Raw genomic sequence first — 21859 nt, forward strand, 5'->3', positions numbered from 1 at the left:
GGCGCGCCTTCGGCACGGCGGACCGAGAGGGACGGGCGGTCCGCGCAGCGAACGAGGAGTGGCAGGCGAGGCGATGGGCACGAAACGGGTGGCGCAGCTGGCGTACTCCGAGTTCCAGGCGGCGATGCTCGACGAGGAGAAGCGCCGCCGCAAGGCCGCGAAGATCGTGGCGGTGCTCGGTCACTTCCTCGGCCGTGACAAGGACGTCCTCGACGGCCTGACGGTCGCCGACATCGGCTGCTCGGCCGGGTTCATCGCCGACGAGCTCGCCGCCGCGGGCGCGAGACGGACCTTCGGCGTGGACATCGACGTGCCCGGCCTGCGCAAGGCGGCCGAGCGGTTCGGCGAGCGGGTCGAGTTCGTGTGCGCCGACGGCACCGCGCTGCCCTTCCCCGACGGCTCCATCGACGTGCTGGTCTTCAACCACATCTACGAGCACGTGGTGGACCCCGACGCGATCATGGCCGAGATGCGCCGGGTGCTCGCCGACGACGGCGTGCTCTACCTCGGGCTGGGCAACCGGCTCGGGGTGATGGAGCCGCACTACAAGCTGCCGTTCCTGTCCTACCTGCCACCCGCGCTGGCCGACCGCTACGTCCGGCTGTCCGGCCGTGCCGACAGCTACTACGAGCGTTACCGGACCCGGCGCGGCCTGCGGAGGATGGTGCGGGGCCTGCGCGTGTGGGACTACACCTTCCCGGTGCTCGCCACCCCGGCGGCGTTCGCCGGCTCCGAGCTGTTCCCCGGCGTGGCCGGTCGGGTGGCCGGGGGTGTGCTGGCCCGGCTGCCCCGCGCCGTCCTGCGGGGGCTGCTGCCGGTGGTGCCGACCTACCTGTGGGTGGCCACCAAGAGCACCCGCCACCCGGCCGGGGTCTCTCTGCCCCAGCCGCCCGAGCCGGTCAGCCCCCGGTGAGACGGCTGGTCCGCGTCGCCTTCCTGCTCGTGGCGCTGGGGTTCGGCACGTGGGTGGTGGTGGGCCAGTGGGAGGGGATCGTCGCCGGGTTCGCCCGGCTGTCGGTGCAGGCGCTGGTGCTGTCGCTGGTCGCCGTGGTCGCCGCGCTGTGCGGCGGGATGATGACGTGGCGGGCGCTGCTGGCCGATCTCGGCTCGCCGCTGCCGTTCCGCACGGCGGCGAAGGTCTTCTTCGTCGGCCAGCTCGGAAAGTACATTCCGGGCTCGCTGTGGCCGGTGCTCGCCCAGATGGAGATGGGCCGCGAGCTGGGTGTGCCCCGGTCGCGGAGCGCGGCGGCCTTCTTCCTGACGATGCCGGTGCAGCTCGGCAGCGGGCTGGTGATCTCGGGGGTGACGCTGCTGGCCGCCCTGCCGGGGTCGGTCGCGCCGTATGCCTGGGTGTTCCTGCTGCTCCCGGCGCTCGTGGTGGTGTTCGAGCCGAAGGTGATCAACGCGGTCCTCGGGTTCGGGCTGCGGAAGCTGAGGCGCGAGCCGCTGGAGCGTCCGCTCACCCGGAGGGGCATCCTCACCGCGATGGGCTGGGCGCTGCTCGGCTGGACCGCGTACGGCCTGAACCTGGCGGCGATCATCCATGAGTTCGGGCTTTCGGGCGTCTCGATGGTCCTTTTCTCCATCGGGGCCTTCGCCCTGTCCTGGTGCCTGGGGATCATGACGTTCGTGGTACCCGCCGGGGCCGGGGTCCGTGAGGCCGCCATGGTGGCCGTGCTGGTGCCGGTCCTGGACCGGGGATCGGCGATCGTCGTGGCGCTCTGCTCCAGGATCGTGATCATCCTTGGCGATCTCGTCTGCGCCGGTGCCGCGGGACTGTCCGCGCGACGCGCCGTCGCTGCCCGGCGTGACCCCGACCCGCGAAAAGCCGCGTGATTCGCCCCGCGTTTCCGGAGGCTCTGGCAATAGAGTGAACAGGAGAAAGGGACGATCGTCCCACGTGGATCCTGAGGGGAGCGATCCTTCTTGACGCCCCGAGTTCTCGTCGACGCGGCCGCGGTTCCGGCTGATCGCGGTGCGTTGATCAGGTATGTCGACGGACTGGTCGCCGCGCTGGACAGGGGCGGCGCCGACCTGGCGGTCGTCTGCCAGCGGGCCGATGCCCAGCGGTACGCCGCGCTGGCGCCCTCCGCCCGCATCCTGGCAGGGCCGCCCGGGATCACCAACCGGGCTGCCCGGCTCACCTGGGAGCAGACCGGGCTCCCGCTCCTCGCGCAGCAGGTCGGCGCAGAGGTGATCCACGCCCCCTACTACTCGATGCCGCTCCGCTCCGGCCTGCCGACCGTGGTGACCGTGCACGACGTCACCTGGTTCACCGAGACCTCGCAGCACAGCGCGGTGAAGGCCTCCTTCTTCCGCTCGGCGACCCGGACGGCCGTCCGGCGCGCGGCCAGGGTGATCGTGCCGTCCAAGGCGACCAGGGACGAGCTGATCCGGGTGCTCGCCGCCGATCCCACCCGCATCGACGTCGCCTATCACGGCGTGGATCCCGCGCTGTTCCACCTGCCGTCCGAGCGGGAGGTCAGGCACGCCGCCAGCAGGCTCGGCCTGCACGGCACCCCCTATGTCGCCTTCCTCGGCCCGCTGGAGCCGCGCAAGAACGTCCCCAATCTGATCCGGGGTTTCGTACGGGCCGTTCAGAACCTCCCCGATCCGCCCGCCCTGGTGCTGGCCGGGGGCCTCCGTGACGCCGACGTGGACGCAGCGGTCGGAGAGGTGCCCTCCACCGTGAAGGTGCTCCGTCCCGGCTACCTGTCATTCGCCGACCTGTCCGGATTCCTCGGCGGCGCGGTCGTGGCGGCCTTCCCCTCGCGCGGCGAGGGTTTCGGACTGCCGGTGCTGGAGGCCATGGCCTGCGGTGCGCCGGTGCTCACCACACACCGCACCTCGCTGCCCGAGGTGGGGGGTGACGCCGTCGCCTACACCGAGCCCGACGACGCCAGCATCGCCGACGCGTTGCGGGCGCTGCTGACGTCGCAGGAGCGCCGTGAGGCCCTGTCGGCGGCCGGGCTGGCCCGTTCCAGGGACTTCACCTGGGAGGCCTCGGCTGAGGCCCACCTGCTCTCTTATCAACGTGCTGTCGAATAGTGAGCTAATCTCGCGGGATGATGGAGACCTCTTTGCCGGAACTTGAGGCGATCCTTCTTGTCGGGGGACAGGGAACGCGCCTACGTCCGCTGACGCTCGGCACGCCCAAGCCACTGCTGCCCACAGCGGGGGTTCCCTTCCTTGCCCACCAGTTGGCACGGGCCCGCTCGTTCGGTGTCCGGCGCATCGTGTTCGCCACGTCCTACCGGGCGGAGATGTTCTCCGACGCGTTCGGTGACGGCTCGGCGTTCGGGCTCTCGCTCGAATACGTGACCGAGGAGACCCCGCTCGGCACCGGCGGTGCCATCCGCAACGCCGCCGAGGCGCTGACCAGCGGCCCCGACGCGCCGGTGCTGGTGCTCAACGGCGACATCCTGTCCGGCCACGACATCGGCGACCAGGTGGTCCGGCACGTCGACCGGGGGGCCGCCGTCACCCTGCACCTGACCGAGGTGGATGACCCCACGCGCTTCGGCTGCGTGCCGACCGACGACGAGGGGCGGGTCACCGCCTTCCTGGAGAAGACTCCGAACCCGGTCACCAACCGGATCAACGCCGGCTGCTACGTCTTCACCCGTTCGGTGATCGACCTGATCCCGGCCGGCGAGGTCGTCTCCGTCGAGCGCGAGACCTTCCCCGGTCTGATCGACTCCGGTGCCCTGGTACTCGGCTACGCCGACGCCTCCTACTGGCTCGACGTCGGCACGCCCGCGGCCTTCATCAAGGGCTCCCGCGACCTGGTCCTCGGCCGCCTGGCCTCGCCCGCTCTGCCCGGCCCCACCGGTGAGTTCCTCGCGCTGTCCGGCGCCAGGGTCTCGGCCGAGGCCAAGATCGACGGGGGTTCGGTGGTCGGCGCCCGTGCGGTCGTGGAGTCCGGCGCCCAGGTGTCCGGCAGTGTGCTCGGCGATGACTGCGTGATCCACTCGGGGGCGACCGTGATCGACTCGGTGATCGGCATCGGTGCCCGCGTCGCTTCCGGAGCGATCCTGCGCGACGCCGTCATCGGCGACGGCGCGATCGTGGGGCCCGGGAACGAGCTGGTGGCGGGCAGCCGCATCTGGCCCGGCGTGGTGCTCCCGGAGTGCTCCGTCCGCTTCTCCAGCGACATCTGACTCCCCTGCGGCCTGCACAGATGCGGTGAGAACGTGACCGTGGCGAAAGAGCGGCAGTGGCGTCCGGAGGGGCCGCTCGACCTTGAGCTGACCCTCGCCCCGCACCGGCGCGGGAGTGGAGACCCGACCTGGCGGAAGACGCCCGACGGGGCGATCTGGCGGACCTCGCGGACCCCGGACGGCGCCGGGACACTGAGGACGGTCGCCCTGCGCGGGCAGGTCGCCGGTACCGCCTGGGGGCCGGGGGCCGGCTGGCTGCTGGAGACGCTTCCCGCGATGCTCGGCGTCGACGATGACATCTCGGGGTTCGTCCCCGGGCACGATGTGCTCAGAGACGCGGCCAGGCGCTACGAGGGGCTCCGGGTCGGGCGGACCTTCCGGGTGCTGGAGGCGCTGGTGCCGGCCGTGCTGGAACAGAAGGTCGTGACCGGTGAGGCCTGGCGGGCGTGGCGGTGGCTGCTCGGCCGGTACGGCGAGCCCGCCCCGGGACCGGCACCCGAGGGCATGAGGGTCTTCCCCGAGCCCGAGGTGTGGCGGTCGATCCCGTCATGGGACTGGCACCGGGCGGGAACGGAGGCCGTACGGGCGCGGACGATCGCGAACGTCGCCTGGCACGCGGGGAAACTGGAGGCGGCCGGGGACAGCGCCGACGTGGATCGGCTGCTGCGGGCGCTGCCCGGGATCGGGGCGTGGACGTCCGCCGAGGTGCGCCAGCGGTCGCACGGCGACGCCGACGCGGTCTCGGTGGGCGACTATCACCTGCCCTCGCTGGTCGGCTGGTCGCTGACCGGTCAGAAGACCGACGACGTGGGGATGTTGCGGCTGCTCGCGCCCTATCGGGGACACCGGCACCGGGTCAGCAGACTGCTGGAGCTGGGCGGTAAGCGGCCGCCCGCTCGGGGGCCACGGATGCCGGCACGCGACTATCGCCGGTTCTGACCCGGCCGGGGCCGGCGAAGGGCTCGGCGAGGGGTTCGACGGGCCGCCAGTCGCGGCTGTCGCGCGTGTCGGCTCCGATCAGCGGGGCGAGGACGGCGAGCGCGGCGAGGGCGAGGAGAAACCAGATCATTTTCGGCTCCTGAGGTCCTGAGTGGGTCCGGGTGGGATGCCTCCAATGTATGCGTATGCACATATTTACGTCTACTGAGATTTTCTTGACGGTATTATTTAGGGAATCTGAAGAGTCTGTCCGTAGCCCGTACCCGCGTCCGGTTTCCTCGGTGCTGCGCCGTACTGTGCCGTCATGAGCGTGAACCCCACCGATACCGCGATGCGCCGGGCACTGGCCCGTGCCCGTGATGGAAAAGCTCTCGACGTGACCGAGGCCACCGTTCTGCTGCACGCCCGAGACGCCCACCTCGACGCCCTCCTCGACCACGCCGGACGGGTCAGGGACGCGGGTCTGGAGGCGGTCGGGCGACAGGGGGTCATCACCTACAGTCGCAAGGTCTTCATCCCGTTGACCCGGCTCTGTCGCGACCGATGTGGGTACTGCACGTTCGCCACCGCCCCGCACAAGCTGGAGAGCATGTACCTCGGCCCCGACGAGGTGCTCCAGATAGCCAGGCAGGGCGCGGCGATGGGATGCAAGGAGGCGCTGTTCACCCTGGGCGACCGGCCGGAGGACCGCTGGCCCCAGGCCCGCGAGTGGCTGCACGCGCACGGCTACGACGACACCCTGTCCTATGTCCGCGCGATGTCCATCCGGGTACTGGAGGAGACCGGGCTGCTGCCGCACCTGAACCCCGGAGTCATGACCTGGCAGGACCTGCAGCGGCTCAAGCCGGTCGCACCGTCGATGGGCATGATGCTGGAGACGACCTCGCGGCGGCTGTTCGAGGAGAAGGGGCAGCCGCACTACGGCTCGCCGGACAAGGACCCCGCGGTACGGCTACGCGTGCTGGAGGACGCGGGACGGACGAACGTGCCGTTCACCAGCGGCATCCTCATCGGCATCGGCGAGACGGCCGAGGAGCGGGCCGGATCGCTGTTCGCACTGCGCAGGGTGGCGCGCGAGTACGGCGGGCTCCAGGAGATCATCGTCCAGAACTTCCGCGCCAAGCCGGACACCGCCATGCGCGGCATGCCGGACGCCGACCTGCAGGAGCTGGCCGCCACGATCGCGGTGACCCGGCTGGTGCTGGGGCCCAGGATGAGGGTGCAGGCGCCACCCAACCTGGTCGACTCCGAGTACGAGCTGATGATCAGGGCGGGTATCGACGACTGGGGTGGGATCTCCCCGCTGACGCCCGACCACGTCAACCCCGAGCGCCCCTGGCCGCAGATCGACGACCTCGCCGCCCGCACGGCCGCCGCCGGGTTCGCCCTCAGGGAGCGGCTGACCATCTATCCCGAGTACGTGCTGGCCGGGGAGCCCTGGCTCGACCCCCGGCTCAACGCGCACGTGGCCGCCCTGGCGGACCCGGAGACCGGCCTCGCCCGCGAGGGCGCGCTCCCGGCAGGCCTGCCCTGGCAGGAGCCGGACGGTGGTTTCGTCTCCCTCGGCCGCACCGATCTGCACACCGCCGTCGACACCGAGGGCCGCACCGGTGACCGCCGCGACGACTTCGACCACGTCTACGGCGACTGGGATGCCCTCAGGGAGCGGCTCCCGGCCCCCGCCGTGCTTCTCGGGGAGGCGGGGGCGGCCCTGCGGCAGGCCGCGGACGATCCGGCGCGGCTGACCGACGCGCAGGCGCTCGCCCTCCTCGATGCCGCCGGTGACCCCGACGGTGCGGGGGCGGACGACGCGGCGCTGGAGGAGCTGTGCCGGATCGCCGACGACCTCCGCCGGGAGGTGTCCGGCGACGACGTGACCTACGTGGTGAACCGGAACATCAACTTCACCAACGTCTGCTACACCGGCTGCCGCTTCTGCGCCTTCGCGCAGCGCCGTACCGACGCCGACGCCTACACCCTCTCGCTGGAGCAGGTCGCCGACCGGGCCTGGGAGGGGTGGCAGGCGGGGGCGACCGAGGTGTGCATGCAGGGCGGTATCCATCCGGACCTGCCCGGCAGCGCCTACTTCGACATCGCCCGCGCGGTCAAAGCCCGGGTGCCGGAGATGCACGTCCACGCCTTCTCCCCGATGGAGGTCATCAACGGTGCCAGCCGTACGGATCTGTCCATCGAGGACTGGCTGATCGCGGCCAGGGAGGCGGGCGTCGACTCGCTGCCGGGGACCGCGGCCGAGATCCTCGACGACGACGTGCGCTGGGTGCTGACCAAGGGCAAACTGCCCACCGCCGAGTGGGTCGAGGTCGTCTCCACCGCCCACCGGGTCGGCATCCCGACGACCTCCACGATGATGTACGGCCATGTCGACAACCACGCCCACTGGGTGCGGCACATCCGGCTGATCCGCCGGATCCAGGAGGAGACCGGCGGGTTCTCCGAGTTCGTGCTGCTGCCGTTCGTCCATCACAGCGCGCCCATCTACCTGGCCGGGATCGCCAGGCCGGGGCCGACGGCGCGGGAGAACCGGGCCGTGCACGCGCTGGCCCGCATCCTCCTGCACGGCGCGATCGGCAACATCCAGTGCTCCTGGGTGAAGCTCCGGGACGACCTGTGCCGTCAGGTGCTCCAGGGCGGGGTCAACGACCTCGGCGGCACGCTGATGGAGGAGACGATCAGCCGGATGGCGGGGTCGGAGAACGGCTCCTTCAAGACGATCACCGACATCGCGGCCATGGTCGCCCCCACCGGCCGGCCGGTCCGGCAGCGGACCACCTCCTACGGCGTTCCGGACACCGGCCGGCTCGCCGCCGCGGCGGCCAGCGACGGCGTCTGCCAGAGCGTTCGGAGGCTCCTGCCACTCGAACAGGTGTGACGGGTTCCATCGACGGTTTCCCGTCCCTCCGGTGTCGCCTGCGCGATCCCGTCCCCCCGTGTTCCCGCCGCGTTCTGAACCTGTGGCCGCCTGGCGGGGCGGCGTCCATCCATTGGACGGTTCCAATCCGCGCGGCTTAAGGAAACAGTTCCTGGCATATCCGTAGTCATTCGCATACTCTTAGTGATGGAATCCTGCTTCCTTCCAGGTAGGAGTACGCGATGGATAGCTCGGCCGGTCGGATCCTGGCGCTCATCGTGATCGCGATGATCGTGTTCGCCATCTCGCGGCTCTGATGGCCGCTGACATACCCGCAGTAACGAGAATCCTGCTTCCCCCCGGGTAGGAGTGCAACGTTGGACAGCTCGAACGGCCGCGTCCTGATCTTCATCGTGATCGCGACGATCGTCTTCTCCGTCGGACGACGTTTCCAGCGGACGGTGGACACCTGGGCGGGCTGGGGCAAGGCGGTCCAGGCGGTGACCGAGGCGGCCGCGAAGGTTCCGGGCGCGAAGGCGGCGGCGTGGGGGGCGGTCCGGAAGATGATCGTGGTCGGCGGAGGGGCACTGATCCTGGTCGCGATAGTTGTGAACGCGCTCCGGTACGGATGAAGGTACGAAGCCGAGCTCCGCAGAGATGGGATCGGCTTACCTCACGAGGGTAAGCCGATCCCACCTTCACGATTTCTCCCGTGTGTCGTCCCCCGGACGGTCAGCGGACGACGATGAAGTCGGTGGCCTGTCTGGGGGCGCGGTCGCGGGGCGGGGCGGCGGGGTGGCCGATGGCGACGGCGCCCATCGGGTCCCAGCCCGGGGGCAGGTCGAGCACCTCGCGGACCACGTCGCGGCAGAACATCGTGGACGACACCCAGGCCGAGCCGAGTCCCTCCACCGCGAGCTGGACGAGGAAGTTCTGCACTCCGGCGCCGGTGGCGACCACGAACATCTCCCGCTCGGCGGCGTTGCGCCGGTCGTCGCGGTAGGTGTGTGAGCCGTCCATGATCAGGCAGGGCACCGCGAGGTACGGCGCGGCGCGCAGTACGTCGCCGCGCCGGACCCGCCGGGCGATCGACTCCTCGGAGAGGCCGTCGCCGCGCAGGTCGGCGATCCACGCCTCACGCATGGCGTCGAGCAGCTTCTCCCGGATCTCGGCCGACTCCAGCAGGACGAACCGCCACGGGGTCGTGTGGTGCGGGGCAGGCGCGGAGATCGCGGCGTCCACCGCCCGGCGGACCTTGGCCCCGTCCACCGGCTCGGCGGAGAACTCGCGGATGGTCCGGCGGGCGAAGACCACGTCGCGCGAGCCGTACCGGAACATGTCGTCCTCGGACTGGCGGACCAGTTCGCGGACGCCCGGGCCGTCCTCGTCAGTGGTGTATTCCGCTATGCCCCGGATCACCGCCACCGGGGTCTGTGCGACCTTGCCCTTGACCAGGTCACCGGCCGCGGCCAACTCGTCGGCGATGGCGGTCAGGGTGACCTCCAGCGCGTTGCCGTGGTCGTCGGACATGCCCCGGTAGTCGAGCGCGGGGGTCACTCCGGCCACACCGACGGCGAGATCGGTCTGGCCGTTGCGCCAGGCGCGGCCGAAGGTGTCGGAGATGATCACGCCGACCGACACGCCGAGCCGCTCCCGGACGCGCGTCCGGACGGCCACGGCGGAGGCGTCCGGATCGACGGGCAGCAGCACGACGGTGCCGGACTCGGTGTTGGAGGCGTCCACCCCGGCGGCGGCCATGACGAAACCGTGCGCGGTCTCCGCGATCACCGTCTCGCCCCGGCGGGCGACGACCCGCCTGGTCTCGGTGGCGACTGCCTCGTTACGGCTGACGCCCCGGCGGACCCGGCCCTCGGCCTTGCTGGCGATCTTGGAGGTGACCACCAGGATGTCGCCGTCGCGCAGGTCGGGCATGGCCGCGACGATCAGTTCACCGATGTCGTCGCCCTCCCGCACCTCGGGGATCCCCGGGATGGGGAAGAGCTCCAGCCTGACGTCGGGCTGGCTGTGCCGCCTGCGGCGGGTTCTGTTCATTGGACGTCCTCGCTCCGAGCTCCGGCGGACGCGGCCGGCTCCTCCCGGGAGGCCGACAGTTCCATGGCCAGGTCGAGGGCCGCCCGGGCGATGGCGGCGGCGGACTCGACGTCATGCATGATCAGGGGACGGGACTGGACGTGGACGCCGTCGAGGCTGACCCCGTCGTCCTCCTCGGCGACCAGCCAGCCGTCCACCAGCGGCGAGCCGTACAGTTCCAGGACGGCCTGGGCGGTGGTGTCCACGCCGATCGCGGTCAGGCAGGCGTCCGCCATGCCGCGGACCGGGGCGCCGCCGATGATGGGGGAGACGCCGACGACCGTCTTGGGGGTAAGGGCCTCGCGGATGCCCTTGATCTGCAGGATCGTGCCGATGCTGACCACCGGGTTGGACGGCGGCAGGATCACCACGTCGGCCTCGGCGATGGCCTCCAGCACGCCGGGGGCGGGGCGGGCCTGGTCCGCGCCGACCAGGATGATCTGCTCGGCGGGGACGGAGGCGCGCAGCCGTACCCACCACTCCTGGAAGTGGACGGCCCGGCGCCCCTGCTCGTCGGAGATGACCACGTGGGTCTCGGTCCGGTCGTCGCTCATCGGGATCAGCCGCACGCCCGGCTTCCAGCGCGCGCACAGCGCCTCGGTGACAGCCGACAGGGGGTATCCGGCGCGGAGCATCTGGGTGCGCACGATGTGGGTGGCGAAGTCGCGGTCACCCAGGCCGAACCACTGCGGTTCGACGCCGTAGGCGGCCAGCTCCTCCTTGACGACGTGGGTCTCCTTCTGGCGGCCCCAGCCCTGCTCCTCGTCGATGCCACCACCCAGGGTGTACATCACGGTGTCCAGATCGGGGCAGACCTGCAGGCCGTAGAGGGTGATGTCGTCACCGGTGTTGCCGATGACGGTGATCTCCGAGTCGGGGGACGAGGCGAGCAGGCCGCGTAGGAACCGGGCGCCGCCGATTCCACCGGCGAGGGAAACGATGCGCATGTCATCCAGTCTTCCACTGCCTCGGGCAGGTCGGCTCGAAGGGGCTTCCCCCAGGGTGAGGGCCACCTTGTCATGATCGTTACGAGGAGCGTCTTCGCTGGCAGGGCCGCTTGGATGGTCTGTAAATATACGACAATAAGGTGCAATGAAGCACATATGGGATTCGTGGGGTTCACTGGTCTACCGACACCGAAGTCAGCCATGTGCAAAACTGAGCCGGGTTTACCTAAAGACCCGATGGGGGTAGTTGTGATCAATGTTGAAGCCGGCCGGCTCCGAGAGCCGGCCGCGTGGCTCATGATCGCCATCGCGTCCACGAGCGTTCTCGTCGGCATCGAGCGGCTGCTCTTCGGAGCCTCGGGCGGAAAGTCGTCCTTCGGCCTCCGCGCGGCCGGATACGTGGACGACTTCACCTCACCGGTGATCGTGGCGCTGCTCGTCGGCGCCGTGCTGCTGGCCGGCAACCTCGGCCCGGTGGTCGAGCGGCTGAAGTTGATGGCCCGCATCGCCGTGGCCATGCTCGGGCTCGCCGCGCTGTTCGGCGTGGTCGGGCTGTTCGGCGGGCTGTTCAGCGGAGATGTGGACTTCGGACGGAAGGTCGAGTTCCTTCTCGTCGTCCTGCCCGGCCTCGCGCTGGTCGTGGTCGGGCTGCTTTACCTGCTGCCGAAGGCGGCCTCGGCCGCTCCCCAGGTGACCGGCTTCCGCGTCGAGGGTGGCTCCGGCTACTCCCAGGAGCCGTACGCCCAGGAACAGCACGTCTATCCGCAGGGTGGTCCTGCCCCGCAGGCCCCGCCCGCCACGCAGGTCTACCAGCCCCAGGAGCAGGCCCCGCAGGGCGGTCAGGGGTATCCGCAGGGCTACCAGGCGCAGGGTTTCGCGCCTCAGGAGCAGGCTCCGCAGCAGGGTCACCCCTCCCAGGAGCAGGCTCCGCAGCAGGGTTACCCGCCTGCGGGGCAGGCCCCGCAGGAACAGCACGTCTATCCGCAGGGTGGTCCTGCCCCGCAGGCCCAGCCCATGCCCGCGCCGCAGGGCTACCAGCCCCAGGAGCAGGCCCCGCAGGGCGGTCAGGGGTATCCGCAGGGCTACCAGGCGCAGGGTTTCGCGCCCCAGGAGCAGGCCCAGCCCGTGCCCGCGCCGCAGGGCTACCAGCCTCAGGAGCAGGCTCCGCAGCAGGGTTACCCGCCTCAGGGGGGGAACGCCTATCCGCAGGCCCAGCCCGCGCCCGCCCCGCAGCCTTCCTACGGCCAGCCGGCACTCCCGCCCGCCCGCAGTTCCGCCGCGGCCTCCGACGGGTACGGCCAGCAGAACGCGTCCGGCTACACCCCGCCGGTCGGCGACGGCTACTCCCAGGCCCCCTTCGCGCCGCCGGTGGAGAACCAGCCGCACGGGAACCAGGCCGTCTCCTACGCTCCGGCGCAGCCCGCCCCGCAGGCTCCGCCCGCTCCCGCCGTCCCGGCCGAGACCTACACGCCGAGCCCGTACGTCGCCGCCGACGTTCAGCCTCCGGCGCCGGCCACGCCGTACGAACCGCCGGTCTACGCCGCAGCCGCGGAGCAGCCGCAGCAGCAGGTTCCGGGCTACCCGCCGTCCGGCGCCGCGCAGCTTCCGGGCTACGCCCCGCAGCCCGAGCAGCAGCAGGCCTCCTTCTACCAGGCCGAGGCGCCCGCACCTTACGGGGCGGCGGACGGCCAGCAGCGCGTGTCCTTCGACGGCCAGGAGCAGTCGTCCTTCCCGCAGCCGCCGGAGAACTACGGTCAGCCGTTCGCCGGCTACTCCGGCACGGATTTCGCGCGGCCGACCGAGCCGAACCTGCACTACCCGGCGCCCGACCCGGCCGACGCCCGTTCACAGCAGATGGCCCAGGCCTACCAGCAGGCGGAGAGCTACCAGCAGCAGTCCCAGGGAGCCGATCCGCAGTTCCGGGTCCCCGAGTACGGTGCCGCACAGCCGGGAGGGACCTACGACGATCCGTTCGGCCACCCGCAGACGCCGGCCGCCGCGCAGCCGTACCAGCAACAGGGCGGTCACCAGTGGGAGTCGCCGGCCGAGTCGACGCTCCGGTTCGACCCGAACGCCTACCAGGGTGACTCGCCCGGCGGGAACTCCTGGGACTCGCACCCGACCATAGACCCCACCGCGATTTACCGGCCGGAACGCTCGGCTCAGGTCACGGGTGAGGAAACCTCCGATAGAGAAAGGGTGGGCCCCGGTCAGGAGCAGAACATGTCCTGGTACGGTTCCGACCGCCGAGAGCACTGAACGGCCAGGCGGTCGTCATGATCGCTTGGCTCGTTACCGTCGTGGCCGGCACACGACTCAGAACCGGGGAGAGCAGGTCTTTCCCCGGATACCGGCATGCCGCTTGACGCCACACCGGGCACGCGCGTGTAATTACACACGTGTTGTTACGCCTTCCTCTGGGTGGGTAAGAGGGAGGCGTTCATAGGGGGGCTCCATTTGCGGGCGGCAGGGAGGTGTGCAGTGGCCGACCTGGTCATCGCACAGGACAGCATTGCTGAAGAGCAGCTTGGCTGGCAGGAACGCGCCTTGTGTGCGCAGACCGACCCGGAGGCGTTCTTCCCGGAGAAGGGCGGATCCACACGGGAGGCCAAGAAGGTTTGCCGCTCCTGTGAGGTGCGTGCCGAGTGCCTTGAGTACGCGCTTGAGCATGACGAGCGGTTTGGCATCTGGGGTGGGCTTTCCGAGCGGGAACGTCGCCGGATCAAGCGTGAGGCAGTTTAAGAGGCAGTCCTTGACGCTTGCCGGGGACGCTTGACGATATTTCGACGGGTCACGTGGCCGCAGGTCACGTGACCCGTTTTTGATGCAGGTGGCCTGACCGTACATAGTGTGTCGTATCGTTATCGCGCCACCGCCCCCTCCTGAACCACGGGACGTATGTCCATCACCGACTCCCCCCGTCTCCACCACAGCGTCACCGCGATCGTCGTCTCCCACGACGGCGCCCGCTGGCTGGGGGAGACCCTCGACGCGCTGCTCGGGCAGACCCGGCCGGTGGACCGTGCCGTCGGGGTCGACAACGGCAGCAGGGACGGCAGTGCCGCCCTGCTGACCGGCGTTCTCGGCCCGAACGCCGTGCTCACCCTCCCGCGCTCGACGAGCTTCGGCCAGGCCGTCGCCGAGGTGCTCGGCCGGCTGGAGCCCGCCGATGGACAGGAATGGATCTGGCTGCTACACGACGACTGCGCGCCGGATGCCAACGCGCTGCGGAACCTGCTCCGGGCCGCCGACGCCGATCCCAAGGCCGGAGTGCTCGGCCCCAAGCTCCGGGACTGGCTGGATCGGCGGATCCTGCTGGAGATCGGCGTCACCGTCGACCGGACGGGCCGCCGGGACACCGGGCTGGAGCCCCGCGAGTTCGACCAGGGGCAGTACGACGGTGTCAGGGATGTGCTCTCGGTCTCCAGCGCGGGAATGCTGATCCGCCGGGACGTCTGGGACGAGGTGGGCGGGCTCGACCCCTTCCTGCCGCTGTTCCGCGACGACCTCGACCTGTGCTGGCGGGTCAGAGCCGCCGGGTACCGGGTGCAGAACGTCACCCAGGCGGTCGCCTGGCACGCCGAGGCAGCCACCCGCCGCCGGCGCCGTATCACCGTCAGCGGCGACCACCCCCGACGTCTGGACCGCCGCAACGCGATCTTCGTGGTCATGGCGAACCTGCCGTTCTGGCCACTGCTGTGGGCGCTGGTCCGCAACATCTTCGGCTCGGCCTTCCGCACGCTGCTGTTCCTGGTGGCCAAGCGGCCCGCCGACGCGCTGGACGAGATCGTCGCGCTCGGCTCGGTGCTCGGCCATCCATGGCGGATGATCAAGGCTCGCCGGGCCCGCGCCAAGGGCCGCAGACAGAACCACGCGGCGGTCAGACGGCTGCTCACCCCGCCGGGCGCGGGCTACCGGCGCCTCTCGGACCGGATCCAGAGCTACCTGGCGGGGACCGGCTTCGTGGAGTCGGCGGGACGGCACCACGCCGTGGCCTCCTCGCAGGAGGACGGTGAGGAACTGCTCACCGACGCCGGGGCGATGCAGCGGATCTTCAGCAATCCGGGCGTGCTGCTCTTCCTCGCGCTCACCGCGGTCACGCTGATCGCCGAGCGCGGCCTGATCGGCGGTGCCCGGCTGGGTGGCGGCGCGCTCGTCCCCGTGATCGGTGGATCCGCCGACCTGTGGGGCCTCTACCTGGAGGGATACCACCAGGCGGGCCTGGGAAGCGACGAGTGGGCGCCGCCGTACGTCGGGGTGCTGGCCGTGCTGTCCACGGTGCTGCTCGGCAAGACCTGGCTCGCGGTCTCGGTGCTGTTGCTGGGCTCCGTACCGTTGGCCGGGCTCTCCGCCTACGCGGCCACCCGGTCGATGATCCCGAGCCGGTGGACCCGTGTCTGGCTGGCCTCCTCCTACGCGCTTCTCCCGGTGGCCACCGGTGCGGTCGCCGCCGGGCGGCTGGGCACCGCCGTGGTCTCCGTGCTGCTGCCCGTCTACGCGGCGCTGGCCACCACCCTGCTCGCGGGCGAGGGTCGCCGGGCCCGCCGGGCCGCGTGGGGCCTGGGCCTCCTCCTCGCCGTCGGTACGGCTTTCGCCCCGCTGGTCTACCCCCTCACGCTGGTCCTCGGCGCGCTGGCCGCACTGGCCTTCCCCCGCAGGGGCGTCGCGCTCTCGGTGGTCATCGCGTTCGGCGTCCCGGTGGCGCTGCTGTTCCCCTGGCTGGCCCAGGTGCTCGGGAACCCGGGACGGCTCCTGCTGGAGGCCGGGCTGCACCAGCTCTCCCTGGTCGACGCCGTGCTGCCCGCGCAGTCACTGCTGATGCTCAGCCCCGGCGGCCCCGGTATGCCGCCGCTCTGGGTGACCGGCGGCCTCGTCTCCGCCTGCCTGGCCGCGCTGCTGATGCGCCGTAACCGGATGGTCATCGCGATCGGCTGGGGCGTCGCGCTCTTCGGCGTGCTGGTGGCGATCCTGGTCAGCCGGACCCCGGTCGTCTCCCTGAACGGAGACGCCGTGGCCCCGGCCTGGCCCGGCGTGCCGCTGGCCTTCGCCGCCACCGGCATGCTCGTGGTGGCCGCCCTCACGGCCGACCGGATCGTCGAGTTCCGGGCGGCGGGCGGGTTACGCAGGGTCACCGCGCTCGCCGTCGTGGTGGTCGCCTTCTCCACACCGCTGCTCGCGGCGGGCATGTGGGTCGCCAAGGGGGTGGGCGGCCCGATCAGTGGGAACGTGCCCGACGCGATGCCCGCCCTGGCCGCGGTCAACTCGGGCAACGGCGAGCGGACCCTGCTCCTGCGCACCAGGGAGAACGGCCTGACCTTCACCGTGCTGAGCGGCCGTACCCCGCTGATCGGTGAGTCCGACATCCCCATGCGGCAGGCGGCACGCGAGCGCGTCGGCGTCGCCGCCGCCGGGCTGGTCTCCGGCAGGGGCGCGGACGACGCCGGCGTGCTGGCCGCCCACGGTGTGCAGTTCGTCGTGGTGGCCCCGCCGGTCAGCCCGGAGATCAGCCAGGCGCTGGACTCCCAGCCCGCCCTGGCCAGGATGAGCCTGTCCCGGGAGCTCGGCGTGTGGCGGCTGACCCAGCCGGCCGTCATGCCGCCGGCTCCGGAGGGCGATCCCTGGCATGGCCGCTGGCTCTGGATCCAGGCCGCGATCCTGCTGGTCGTCTCGGCCCTGGCGGCACCCGGCTCGCGATCCGGCACCGCCGACGATCACGCTTCCCAGAATCCGCCCGAGTCCGCAAGAGAGCTGGCCTCCCGGTGAAATTCCTGATCGAGAACCGGTTCAGTCTGCTCGGCCTGGTCCTGGTGGCCCTGCTCGCCCTGTACGGCGTCGCCTCCGTGACCCAGCCAGAGTCCGTCGGCCAGGTCGAAGCCTTTCCCCAGAAGGTGCCCGTCTCCTCCGTGACGGCCGTCTGCCCCGATCCCGGCGAGACCACCGTCGGCGTCGTCACCCCGCCGGGCGCCCGGGGACAGGGCGCCACGATGATCGTCACCGGGGACACTGCCCTGGACCGGCTGGAAACCCCCGGCAACCTCTGGCACGAGAAGGTCCCCGCAGCGTCAGGGCCGCTGGTGGTCACGGCCACCGGGAGCATGGCCGCCGGCCTGGAGTCGGAGCAGACCCGGAGGGAGACCTCGGGCCGGCACCGGGGACTGGCGGGGGTGCGGTGCGTGGAGCCGGTGGCCAGCACCTGGCTGGTCGGACCCGGCCCGGCCGCGGCCGACGTCACGCTCCACCTCACCAACGCCGACCTCGCCCCGGCCCTCGCGGAGGTCATGGTCTACTCCGGCGAGGGCCCGGTGGTCGGTGACTCCGGTGGCGTGTTCACGCTCAAGCCGGGCGAGAGCCGTACGGTCAAAGTCAGGGACCTGGCATCTTCGCCGCTCGTCATGGCGCTCGAGGTGCGCACCAGCTCCGGCCGGGTCGCCGCCGCAGCTCGGGCGATCATGAACGGTGGCCGGGGCGTCGACTGGCTGCCGGTCTCCGCCGCGCCGGCCACCCGCGTCGTGGTTCCGGGCGTCCCCGGCGGCGGAGGCCGGCGGGAGCTGCTGGTCGCCGCCATCGGCGAGTCCGACACCCTGGTCGAGGTCAAGGCGCTCACCCCCGAGGGGACCTACGCGCTCAAGGACCGCGAGCTGGTCGAGGTGCCCGCGGGGTCCGTCGCCACCCTTGACCTGTCGACCGGCATCGGCGCCCAGCCCTCGGCACTCCTGCTCACCTCCGACACCCCGATCGTGGCCGGGCTGACCGTCACCGGGACCGGCGCGAAGGGCGACGTGGCCTTCACCGCCGGGGCGGCCCCGATCGACCTGGGCAGCGTGGTCGCCGACAACCGCACGGGTAAGCAGAAGAGCTCCCGGCTGCTGCTGACCGCACCGGACACGGCCGGGAAGGTGAGCGTGCAGGTGCTGCCGCGCAAGGGCGAGGCGCAGGAGCCCTTCGAGGTGACCATCGCCGCCTCGCGCACCAAGGAGGTCAGGCTGCCCAAGATGGACGGCGCCTTCGCGGTGGTCGTGCTGCCCCTGCCGGGTTCCGGTCCGGTGTACGGCGGGCGGGTGATGGACGAGCGCCTCAAGGACGGGTTGCTGCTGACCACCCAGCCGCTGGCGCCCGCGCGCCTGTGGGCGCTGGTACCGCCGATCACCGAGTCCGTGTCGGCCGTGCTGCCCTGACTCAGTCGCTGTCGTAGCCGGGGTCGACCGTCTCGGGTGACAGGCCGAGGAGCTCGGCGACCTGCTCCACCACGGCGTCGTGCACCATCGCGTCGAGCTGGTCGCGGTCGCGGGCCCGGGCCTCCAGGGGGCGCCGGTAGATGATCACGACGGCCGGGTGCTTCCCCACGGCGGGCTCGGCCCGGCCGAACGGGATCGGCTCGCCGGTGAGCAGTCCGGGACCGTCGCTCAGCTCGCTGAGCGGCGGCACCTCCTCGACCGCGAACTCCACCGCGGCCAGTTGCTTGCTCCAGCGGGGCTTGAGCCGGTCCACGGCGTCCAGGACGAAGTCGTCAAAACGCTCGCTGCGCGACTTGGCGATCGGCACGTGGGAGGGCGCCAGCGGGCCGCGCATGCCACGGCCGTGCCGGTCGCGTCTGCGGGGAGGGCGGGGTCCACCGGGTGCCGAGCTCACGGGCCAAGCTTAGACGTGCCCGGAGTAAGGCAGGGAAGAGGCCGTGAGACGAGGGGCAAGCCGTACAGGCGGGTGGAAGGTGGGACACGTGTCCGAATTGTGGCGACACGCTCGTTAAGAGCGCTCAGATAGTGGCGCCTCGGACGCTTACCGGATACGGTCCCACCGTGAGCCCCGTCCGCCGCTGTTCCCGCACCGCGTGCAGTCAGCCTGCCGTATTCACGCTCACGTACGTCTACGCCGATTCGACCGCCGTTCTCGGGCCCTTGGCGACGTACGCCGAGCCGCACTGTTATGACCTGTGTGCCGAGCATGCCGAGCGGTTGACCGCACCTCGAGGCTGGGAGGTCGTCCGCCTTCCCACCGACGGTGCGCCGCCGAGCACCGATGACCTGGAGGCTCTCGCCAACGCGGTCCGCGAGGCCGCCCGGCCCTCCCCGGCGGGCGGCACCGAGCCCGTCGGCCAGGGAGTCGAGGTCGGGCGCCGCGGCCACCTGCGGGTGCTCCGTTCCGCTCAGCCCCAGCGTGACCGCTGACCCGGCTAGGCTGGTCTCAGCAGACACGGCATAAAAGGGCGGAGCTGGAGTGGGTGACCTCGCCAAGATCTTCAAGGCGTACGACGTTCGGGGCGTCGTGCCGGACGAGTTCGACGAGGAGATCGCAGAGGCGGTCGGTGCGGCCTTCGCGGAGGTGACCGGCGCCGAGACCGTCGTGGTCGCCCATGACATGCGTGCCTCCTCCGGGCCGCTGGCCGCGGCCTTCGCCCGCGGGGTGACCTCGCGCGGAGCCGACGTCGTCCACGCCGGGCTGGGCTCCACAGACCTTCTCTACTACGCGAGCGGCAGTCTCGCGCTGCCCGGCGTGATGTTCACCGCCAGCCACAACCCCGCCCAGTACAACGGCATGAAGATGTGCCGGGCCGGCGCCGTGCCGATCGGCGGTGACAGCGGCCTGGCCGAGATCCGTGACCGGGCGGCCGAGCTCCTGAAGTCCGGGGTCGGCGGTGACGGCGGCGGGACCGTCTCCGAGCGGGACCTGCTGCAGGGCTATGCCGACCACCTGCGCACGCTGGTCGACCTGTCCGGCATCCGGCCGTTGAAGGTCGTGGTGGACGCGGGCAACGGCATGGGCGGTCACACCGTCCCGGTGGTGTTCGCGGGGCTCCCGCTGGAGACGACCGAACTCTACTTCGAGCTTGACGGCGGCTTCCCCAACCACGAGGCCAACCCGATCGAGCCGGAGAACCTGCGCGACCTGCAGAAAGCCGTTCTCGACGTCGGCGCCGACATCGGCCTGGCCTTCGACGGCGACGCCGACCGCTGCTGGGTCGTCGATGAGCGCGGCGAGTCGGTCTCCCCCTCCTCGATCACCGCGCTGGTCGCGGGGCGCGAGCTGGCCAAGCACCCCGGCGCCACGATCATCCACAATCTGATCACCTCGCGGAGCGTCCCGGAGATCGTCGCCGAGCACGGTGGCGAGCCGGTCCGCACCCGGGTGGGCCACTCGTTCATCAAGGCCGAGATGGCCAGGACCGGCGCGGTCTTCGGCGGCGAGCACTCGGCTCACTACTACTTCAGGGATTTCTGGTCCGCCGACTCCGGCATGCTGGCCGCGCTCCATGTGCTGGCCGCGCTGGGCGGGCAGGACCGGCCGCTGTCGGACATCCTCGCGGACCACGCCCGTTACGCGGCCTCCGGGGAGATCAACAGCACGGTCGCCGACCAGGCGGCCGCCATGGCGCGGGTGCGCGAGACGTTCGCCGGCCGCGACGACGTCACCTTCGACGGGCTGGACGGCATGACCGTGTCCGGCCCCGGATGGTGGTTCAATCTTCGTCCGTCCAACACCGAGCCGCTGCTCAGGCTGAACGCCGAGGCGGCCGACGAGATTCAGATGGCAGCGATCAGGGACGAAGTGCTTGCTGTCGTGAGGAGCTGACCGAGTGAAGATCGACGACTGGCTGCTGGAGATCCTGGCCTGTCCCAACTGCAAGTCCCCCCTGCGCGCCGATCCCGAGGTGGACGAGCTGCGCTGCACCTCCGCCTCCTGCGGCCTGGTGTATCCGGTCCGGGACGACATCCCGGTACTGCTGGTTGACGAGGCGCGGAAGCCGTGAACTGGGAGCCCGATCGGCTCGACGATCAGAGGCGGCTGACCGACGGCGACCCGTCGGGCATGCTGCGTGTGGTGGCCGCCTCCGCGGCGCAGGTCCGCACCTCTCACCGCGTCACCCGTGAGACGGACCTGTCCGCGCTGGTCGACGGTGGCCGCCCCCGGGCCCTTGTGGTCGTGGGCATGGGCGGTTCGGGCATCGCCGGTGACATCCTCAACGCGGTGTGCGGCCACGGCACTCCGCTGCCGGTCGTGACCGTACGGTCCTACCGACTGCCCGGCTGGGTCGGCGCGACCGACGTGGTCGTCGCGGTGTCGTGCTCGGGCCGGACCGAGGAGACGCTCGCGGTGGCGATGGAGGCCGTCCGCCGGGGGTGCCGTCTGGCCGCCGTGGGCGCGCCCGGCTCGCCGCTGGAGGCGATCGCCAGGCAGGCGGCCGCGCCGTTCGTGCCCGTCACCGGGGAAGGGCCGCCGCGCACCGCCGTCTGGGCACTGTCGATCCCGCTGGTCGTCATCGCCGCCGAGCTCGGCCTGGTCCAGCTGGACGACGAGGTGCTGGAGAACGTGGCCAAGCGCCTGGAGGAGATCGCCCACCGGTGCCGCCCGGCGAGCGAGTCGTTCATCAACCCGGGTAAGTCGCTGGCCATGGAGATGGCCGAGACCGTGCCGATGATCTGGGGATCCTCGCCGCTGGCCGCGGTCGCCGCCTACCGGTGGGCCTGCCAGCTCAACGAGAACGGCAAATACCCGGCCGTCTGGGGTGAGATCCCCGAGGTCAACCACAACCAGGTGATGGCGCTGGAGGGCCCGCTGGCCACGCGCGACATCTTCGCCGACGAGAGCGGGCGGTCCCTGCGGCTGTTCCTGCTGAGCGACGTGGAGGAACATCCGCAGGTGACGCGGCGGCGCGAGGTGTCGGCACGGCTGGCGGAGGACAGGGGCGTGCCGGTCAGCCAGATCGCCGCCGAGGGGCCGCACCCGCTGGAGCGGCTCGCGACACTGATCGGACTGGGCGACTACGCGAGCACGTACCTCGCTCTGGGATACGGGATCGACCCGACCCCCGTGTCGGCGATCACAGAACTGAAGACGAGAATCTCCTCATAGGATCT

General features: G+C 71.2%; 18 protein-coding genes. 15 read left to right on the forward strand and 3 right to left on the reverse strand.

What is annotated here, in order from left to right:
• Positions 1-73: 73 nt before the first annotated feature.
• The 7 genes from ACIN94_RS22255 (at position 74) to ACIN94_RS22285 (ending at position 8600) form a co-directional block, all read left to right on the forward strand.
• Positions 74-913 carry a class I SAM-dependent methyltransferase gene (locus ACIN94_RS22255; RefSeq protein ID WP_400708900.1) on the forward strand — a complete coding sequence of 280 codons (840 nt, stop codon included), beginning with the start codon at positions 74-76 and terminating at the stop codon, positions 911-913.
• Positions 910-1836: a lysylphosphatidylglycerol synthase domain-containing protein gene (locus tag ACIN94_RS22260; RefSeq protein WP_400708902.1), complete on the forward strand. Its 927-nt coding sequence runs from the start codon at positions 910-912 to the stop codon at positions 1834-1836. The genes ACIN94_RS22255 and ACIN94_RS22260 overlap by 4 nt, the downstream gene beginning before the upstream one ends.
• Before the next feature lie 90 nt (positions 1837-1926).
• Positions 1927-3048 carry a glycosyltransferase family 4 protein gene (locus tag ACIN94_RS22265; RefSeq protein WP_400708904.1) on the forward strand — a complete coding sequence of 374 codons (1122 nt, stop codon included), beginning with the start codon at positions 1927-1929 and terminating at the stop codon, positions 3046-3048.
• A 17-nt stretch (positions 3049-3065) separates the two neighbouring features.
• Complete coding sequence (locus ACIN94_RS22270; protein WP_400708906.1) at positions 3066-4160, forward strand: sugar phosphate nucleotidyltransferase; 1095 nt, start codon at positions 3066-3068, stop codon at positions 4158-4160.
• 33 nt (positions 4161-4193) lie between these two features.
• On the forward strand, positions 4194-5099 hold the full coding sequence (locus ACIN94_RS22275) for a DNA-3-methyladenine glycosylase family protein (protein ID WP_400708908.1): 906 nt from the start codon (positions 4194-4196) through the stop codon (positions 5097-5099).
• 304 nt (positions 5100-5403) lie between these two features.
• On the forward strand, positions 5404-7989 hold the full coding sequence (locus ACIN94_RS22280) for a bifunctional FO biosynthesis protein CofGH (protein ID WP_400708910.1): 2586 nt from the start codon (positions 5404-5406) through the stop codon (positions 7987-7989).
• Between the two features lie 356 nt (positions 7990-8345).
• Positions 8346-8600, forward strand: coding sequence for a hypothetical protein (locus ACIN94_RS22285; protein ID WP_400708912.1), 255 nt, complete (start codon positions 8346-8348; stop codon positions 8598-8600).
• 100 nt (positions 8601-8700) lie between these two features.
• Here the strand turns inward: ACIN94_RS22285 and ACIN94_RS22290 are convergent, their stop codons facing one another.
• On the reverse strand, positions 8701-10020 hold the full coding sequence (locus tag ACIN94_RS22290) for a coenzyme F420-0:L-glutamate ligase (RefSeq protein ID WP_400708914.1): 1320 nt from the start codon (positions 10018-10020) through the stop codon (positions 8701-8703).
• Entirely contained in the window at positions 10017-11006 is a 990-nt protein-coding gene (gene cofD / locus ACIN94_RS22295; RefSeq protein ID WP_400708916.1) for a 2-phospho-L-lactate transferase, read from the reverse strand. The genes ACIN94_RS22290 and cofD overlap by 4 nt, the downstream gene beginning before the upstream one ends.
• Before the next feature lie 249 nt (positions 11007-11255).
• Between cofD and ACIN94_RS22300 the strand changes: the two genes are divergently transcribed.
• From ACIN94_RS22300 to ACIN94_RS22315, 4 genes are all read left to right on the forward strand, one after another.
• Complete coding sequence (locus ACIN94_RS22300; RefSeq protein ID WP_400708918.1) at positions 11256-13265, forward strand: hypothetical protein; 2010 nt, start codon at positions 11256-11258, stop codon at positions 13263-13265.
• Between the two features lie 222 nt (positions 13266-13487).
• The gene (locus ACIN94_RS22305; protein WP_012888122.1) at positions 13488-13748 is read left to right on the forward strand and encodes a WhiB family transcriptional regulator; all 261 of its coding nucleotides are present in this window, start codon (positions 13488-13490) and stop codon (positions 13746-13748) included.
• A gap of 156 nt (positions 13749-13904) precedes the next feature.
• Positions 13905-16769 (forward strand): glycosyltransferase, encoded by a 2865-nt coding sequence (locus ACIN94_RS22310; protein WP_400708921.1) that lies wholly within the window; start codon positions 13905-13907, stop codon positions 16767-16769.
• The gene (locus ACIN94_RS22315) at positions 16766-18181 is read left to right on the forward strand and encodes a DUF5719 family protein (protein WP_400708923.1); all 1416 of its coding nucleotides are present in this window, start codon (positions 16766-16768) and stop codon (positions 18179-18181) included. The genes ACIN94_RS22310 and ACIN94_RS22315 overlap by 4 nt, the downstream gene beginning before the upstream one ends.
• Position 18182: 1 nt before the next feature.
• Here the strand turns inward: ACIN94_RS22315 and ACIN94_RS22320 are convergent, their stop codons facing one another.
• A complete protein-coding gene (locus ACIN94_RS22320) occupies positions 18183-18635 on the reverse strand; it encodes a metallopeptidase family protein (protein ID WP_400708925.1) in 453 nt (150 codons plus the stop codon).
• Positions 18636-18802: 167 nt separating this feature from the next.
• Between ACIN94_RS22320 and ACIN94_RS22325 the strand changes: the two genes are divergently transcribed.
• From ACIN94_RS22325 to ACIN94_RS22340, 4 genes are read left to right on the forward strand one after another with little or no spacing between them, the layout of a single operon-like run.
• Positions 18803-19171: a DUF3499 domain-containing protein gene (locus ACIN94_RS22325; protein ID WP_400708927.1), complete on the forward strand. Its 369-nt coding sequence runs from the start codon at positions 18803-18805 to the stop codon at positions 19169-19171.
• Between the two features lie 49 nt (positions 19172-19220).
• Positions 19221-20573, forward strand: coding sequence for a phosphomannomutase/phosphoglucomutase (locus ACIN94_RS22330; protein ID WP_400708929.1), 1353 nt, complete (start codon positions 19221-19223; stop codon positions 20571-20573).
• Between the two features lie 4 nt (positions 20574-20577).
• The gene (locus ACIN94_RS22335; protein ID WP_400708931.1) at positions 20578-20751 is read left to right on the forward strand and encodes a Trm112 family protein; all 174 of its coding nucleotides are present in this window, start codon (positions 20578-20580) and stop codon (positions 20749-20751) included.
• Entirely contained in the window at positions 20748-21854 is a 1107-nt protein-coding gene (locus tag ACIN94_RS22340) for a bifunctional phosphoglucose/phosphomannose isomerase (RefSeq protein WP_400708933.1), read from the forward strand. Before ACIN94_RS22335 ends, ACIN94_RS22340 begins: the two co-directional genes overlap by 4 nt.
• The last annotated feature ends 5 nt before the right edge of the window (positions 21855-21859 follow it).

Origin of the sequence: Streptosporangium sp. NPDC087985 (assembly GCF_044741965.1) — a bacterium.
In the GTDB taxonomy this organism is placed as follows: domain Bacteria; phylum Actinomycetota; class Actinomycetes; order Streptosporangiales; family Streptosporangiaceae; genus Streptosporangium.

What these genes read in the sequence shown, in the direction of transcription:
- ACIN94_RS22255 (WP_400708900.1), top strand. Translation starts at nt 74, where the DNA reads ATGGGCACGAAACGGGTGGCGCAGCTGGCGTACTCCGAGTTCCAGGCG.
- ACIN94_RS22270 (WP_400708906.1), top strand. Translation starts at nt 3,066, where the DNA reads ATGATGGAGACCTCTTTGCCGGAACTTGAGGCGATCCTTCTTGTCGGG.
- ACIN94_RS22280 (WP_400708910.1), top strand. Translation starts at nt 5,404, where the DNA reads ATGAGCGTGAACCCCACCGATACCGCGATGCGCCGGGCACTGGCCCGT.
- ACIN94_RS22290 (WP_400708914.1), bottom strand. Translation starts at nt 10,020, where the DNA reads ATGAACAGAACCCGCCGCAGGCGGCACAGCCAGCCCGACGTCAGGCTG.
- cofD (WP_400708916.1), bottom strand. Translation starts at nt 11,006, where the DNA reads ATGCGCATCGTTTCCCTCGCCGGTGGAATCGGCGGCGCCCGGTTCCTA.
- ACIN94_RS22310 (WP_400708921.1), top strand. Translation starts at nt 13,905, where the DNA reads ATGTCCATCACCGACTCCCCCCGTCTCCACCACAGCGTCACCGCGATC.